Origin of the sequence: Okeania sp. SIO2B9, from assembly GCF_010672505.1 — a bacterium.
Classification (GTDB): Bacteria; Cyanobacteriota; Cyanobacteriia; order Cyanobacteriales; family Microcoleaceae; genus Okeania; species Okeania hirsuta.
Genome location: NZ_JAAHGK010000601.1, coordinates 1 through 4483 on the forward strand (window position 1 = coordinate 1; position 4483 = coordinate 4483).

The following is a 4483-nucleotide window of genomic DNA, read 5'->3' on the forward strand; positions in this document are numbered from 1 at the left end:
AAGACCCAGCTAAATGTCCTTTGAACTCTTATCCAATAATGGTTTTGAGCTGCTTGTAACCCTGTGAGGTCAAGGGCATTATTGGGTTTTTAGTCATTTGTCAAAAAAATTAGATGCGTTTTCCCTGCTTCTACGGCAAATCTCTCCCCAATATCTTATGTATAAGTATTCAGCTAGACATGATATTACACCTTCTTTTTTGCTTCTCCTGACTCCTGATCATAAAATCCGGTTATACAATTATCGCACCTGCGCTTCTTTCCTAAAATTTAGACATTTCTTGGAGTATTCCTACTTCTTCGCACCGTTCATATTCTTAAAAGCCTTCCGGACACAATATTAGTAGATATACGGAGTTTTTAAAGATACTGTGAAGATACGCCAAAATGCTTGCATACATCCGTAGTTTGATTTATTTTTATATTAAGCACCTACAAATAATTAATCTCAAACCCTTGTCACCCCGTGAGCTAAAACTTAGTTTATGGAAATGTCTATCAGATTAAAAGTAATTCAAAAATTGAAATATCATGCTTAAAACTTTAGCCAACTTTAGCTCCCTTGCTGCCATAAGTACCACAATGCTTTCAATGGTAGGAGTTCCTGTCGCAACTGCTGTAACAACTGCTGATGTAATCGTGGTCGTTGATGAATCTGGTTCTATGTATAATGAGCACGAATGGCTTGGAAGTATGATTCCAGATCTAGATGAAGCTCTTCAAAATGATGGTGTCACAAACAACCGTTTTGGTCTTGTGGGATTTGGTAGTTCTCTCTCGACGGGTTATTTGGGGCGCTCCATACCTGTAGGTGGGAGCTTTTTCGGTACTTCTGCCCAGTTTGTCACAGCAACTAACACCTTGGTACATCCTGGTGGTTTTGAAGATGGTTATTCTGCAATTGACTTTGCCCTGAGTAATTATTCTTTCCGTCCAGGTGCTGCTGTTAAGATGATCCTGGTAACTGATGAAGATCGAGATAATGGTAACTCTAGCCTTAACTTCACCAACATACTGGCTGCGTTGCAGAGGGGTTCTAGTCCTGATGATGATATTCTCTTGAATACTGTAATTGATGCCAACTTTATCGGCGACGCACTTGGCATAAGTTCTAATGGCAAATCTTATACTGCTGATGGTATGGGTGGATTCAATACGACCCAACTCCCATCCTTAAGTGGTATTGTTACTTCTAGTTTTCGTAACACTCAAATGGACTATGTAGACTTAGCCTTAGCTAGTGGCGGTGCTGTATGGAACTTGAACAAGCTACGAGATGGTGGCTTAAATGCAACCTCTTTTAGTAATGCGTTTATTGACATCAAGGTAGAAGAGATAACTCAATCTCCAGAACCAGTACCAGAACGAACTTCAACTCTAGCTCTAGTAGGCTTGGGTGTTCTTGGATCTATGCTTGGCTTGCCAAAGCAAAAGTAAAGCCTTAATCTAACAAAAATCACACAAAATCATCTGTTCTAGTGAAACTTATACATTGTATGGTCAAACAATCGCTGAGAGTCATTCTATATAAGGGAATTACGTCAATGATTTAAATTTGTGTAAGTCCTATTAACTGAAGTAAAGCAACCTCATAATCTCAGAGATTGCCTTAATTACAAATATTCCTCTAAATACAGTTTCCTTCTGAATTTTAACTAACTTGATGAATTACCGTCCAAGCTCGCAAAACTTCTGCAACACTCCACGCTTGAGCAATACAACCACGGGGTGTCATCGGTTCATTACCATCAAAAATTTCACTGATGCTGCCAATACCATGCACTGTTAAATGCTCTGCCATCGGTTTTAATAACTCCTCAGCTTTTGCTTGGTTGTTATAAACTCGTAGATGCGCTACAGCATAATGACCAATCAACCAACCCCAAACAGTACCTTGATGATAAGCACCATCTCGTTGATAAATATCGCCTCCATAAACACCTTTGTATTCAGGGTCGTCACTAGCTAGACTGCGTAACCCATAAGGAGTCAATAGCTTGTGCGTGCATATATCCATCACTTGTTTTTCCTGCTCTGGAGTTAGTAGAGGTGGGTAACTAAATTTCCCGATCGCTGGTAATGATAAGGCAAATATTTGATTAGGTCGCAAAGCAGCATCATTACCATTGGGTGTATCAAGTACATCGTAACAATAACCTTCCTCTTGATTCCAGAAACGAGCAAAACCCTTTTGCTTAATCAACCTTGCTAACCTTTCATAATCTAGATTATCCTTACCCAACTGTTGGGCAAACTTATCCATGATTTGCAGAGCATTATACCAAAGCGCACTAATTTCAATGGGTTTACCAATACGCGGTGTCACTACCCAATCACCTACTTTGGCATCCATCCAAGTAATCTGTGAACCTGCTTCTCCGGCATAAATTAAGCCATCATCAGTATCTAACTGAATATTGTAACGAGTACCTCGACGATAGTAGTCAATGATTTCTGCTAAAATTGGAAACAATTCTACTAAAAGTTGGCGATCGCCTGTAGCTTCATAGTATGCACGAACTGCTTCAAAATACCAAAGTGTGGCATCTACAGTATTATAATCTGGTGTACTACTACCGTCGGGGAAGCGGTTTGGCAACATTCCTTGGTCAACATACTCAGCAAAGGTGAGCAAAATAGACCGGGCGATGTCAAATTGTTTTGTACAAATAGTTAAACCAGGTAAACTAATCATTGTGTCGCGGCCCCAGTCTTCAAACCAATGATAACCTGCAAGGATAGTTTTGCCGTATGGATGTTTGGACGATTTGCGATCGACAATAAATTGGTTAGCTGCTAATACTAATTGGTTTATCCAGTCTGGAGTTGGTTTTGCAGTAGGTTCTGGTTTTGTCTGGGCAAATGATTTCCAGAATTTAACGACTGGATTTTTGACTTCTGAGTTAGATGTTTTGGTAGTGGCAAATTTTTGGATTATTTGTTGTTCGTAATTATGATGAAAAGCTAGTTCTCTCTCGCCATTAGTAGTAGCATTTTCTTTTGTGCTGGCAACTATTGTTAGAGATTTACCTACTTCAATTTGTGCATGAAAAGTAACAGCGTGTAGGTGGTCTTCTAATTCTTGTTGACCGCGATATTTTTCTACTGCTAAGTTAAATCCGTAATACCAATTATTGGCGGGTGTGGATACTAATTTTTTGTCATCTCGATGAGTATCTGTCAGTAGATATAAGGGTGTTGCTTCAGGAAAAGCTCGTATACAGACTCCCTGTTTAATTTTGTCAGTACTGATTTGCCAATCTTGAGCGTTGGTATGATGATGATGATCGCGATGGTTAATTAATGCTTTAATTTCCAAGTTTAAGGGTTGGCTACCATTGCGCAAATTATAATTAATATAGGTGGTGTTTTCTCCTTGCTCCATCCAGATCCGCTTCTCTAATACCACGTCTGCAAATTGAAATTTCCATACTGGTATTGTTCCTTCTAGGTAGAAGCTTTCTGTTTGTTTATAACCTTCTGGGTTTGCTGTGCCATCGGCCCAACGGTTGCAGTAAAGAGGATAGTCTAGACCTTGATAATTGGCAGTTTCGTCTAGTTTTGTTAGCAATAATGTACGCCCTAATGGGGGTTTGAGTGCTGCTATGAGTAATCCATGATAGCGACGGGTTAGGATGTTAGCTACTGTACCAGAAGCGTAGCCTCCAATACCGTTTGTGACTAACCATTCGCGGGATTCAGTTATGTTGAGATTACTACAAGTTTCTCGATCGAAACTGATGACCATAAAATCAAATATTCACAATATATAAGTGCAGAGGTTTTTGTTAAAACCCGATTTCTTTATATCATAAAGGAAGAGGCAAGAAGGAAGAGGCAAGAAGGAAGGAGAAAGGAGAAAAAAGAAGGGAATAAGCAAAATACTAATACTAATTTTCTTAATTTTTTAGACAATCCAGAAGCAATATTTTAGGTACAAAATTCTATTGATTTGAAACTGGTTTGAGTTTCCAACCACACTTATGATTTTTGGTTATATTAGTCAGGGCAAACGCATCTCGTCAATAAACTAGGGGTAATTATCAATAAACCGGGTTTTATTGCGCTTGTTGACAATAGACTTTCAACATATAGTGTCTATAAAATCAAATAAACACTACATATAGGGAACGGCAAAATAAGATGCGTTTGCCCTGATCCTACCCTCACTCATAAGACTTTTTCAGCAAACCCTAATCGGAAAATTTTAGTAAATTTCAGTATTTCCCTATTCCCTAATCTCCCGTTCTCCCTAAATCATTAATATACTCAGGACTTACGCAAAGACACTATATATAGAGTATGGTCATCTAGAGCGATATAGCTGCCGCACTTGCTCCGCCAACGCTTAAAAATGGAGAGCGATTGCCTCAGCAAAGCTCCGCTAACGCCTCAAGACAAGTATCATTATCAGAAATTAGGCCAAGAAGCTATATATAGTACCATTTCTCATGCATTAATGCTCGGCTTGGAAGGTAGTCAAA

The 4483-nt window shown here is 39.1% G+C and carries 2 protein-coding genes; one reads left to right on the forward strand and one right to left on the reverse strand.

What is annotated here, in order from left to right:
• Positions 1–530: 530 nt before the first annotated feature.
• On the forward strand, positions 531–1436 hold the full coding sequence (locus F6K13_RS19890) for a PEP-CTERM sorting domain-containing protein (protein WP_124145651.1): 906 nt from the start codon (positions 531–533) through the stop codon (positions 1434–1436).
• A 214-nt stretch (positions 1437–1650) separates the two neighbouring features.
• Here F6K13_RS19890 and F6K13_RS19895 read toward each other — a convergent pair whose 3' ends face one another.
• Positions 1651–3747, reverse strand: a complete 2097-nt coding sequence (locus F6K13_RS19895; protein ID WP_124145650.1) for an amylo-alpha-1,6-glucosidase — start codon at positions 3745–3747, stop codon at positions 1651–1653.
• Positions 3748–4483: the final 736 nt, after the last annotated feature.

What these genes read in the sequence shown, in the direction of transcription:
- F6K13_RS19895 (WP_124145650.1), bottom strand. Translation starts at nt 3,747, where the DNA reads ATGGTCATCAGTTTCGATCGAGAAACTTGTAGTAATCTCAACATAACT.
- F6K13_RS19890 (WP_124145651.1), top strand. Translation starts at nt 531, where the DNA reads ATGCTTAAAACTTTAGCCAACTTTAGCTCCCTTGCTGCCATAAGTACC.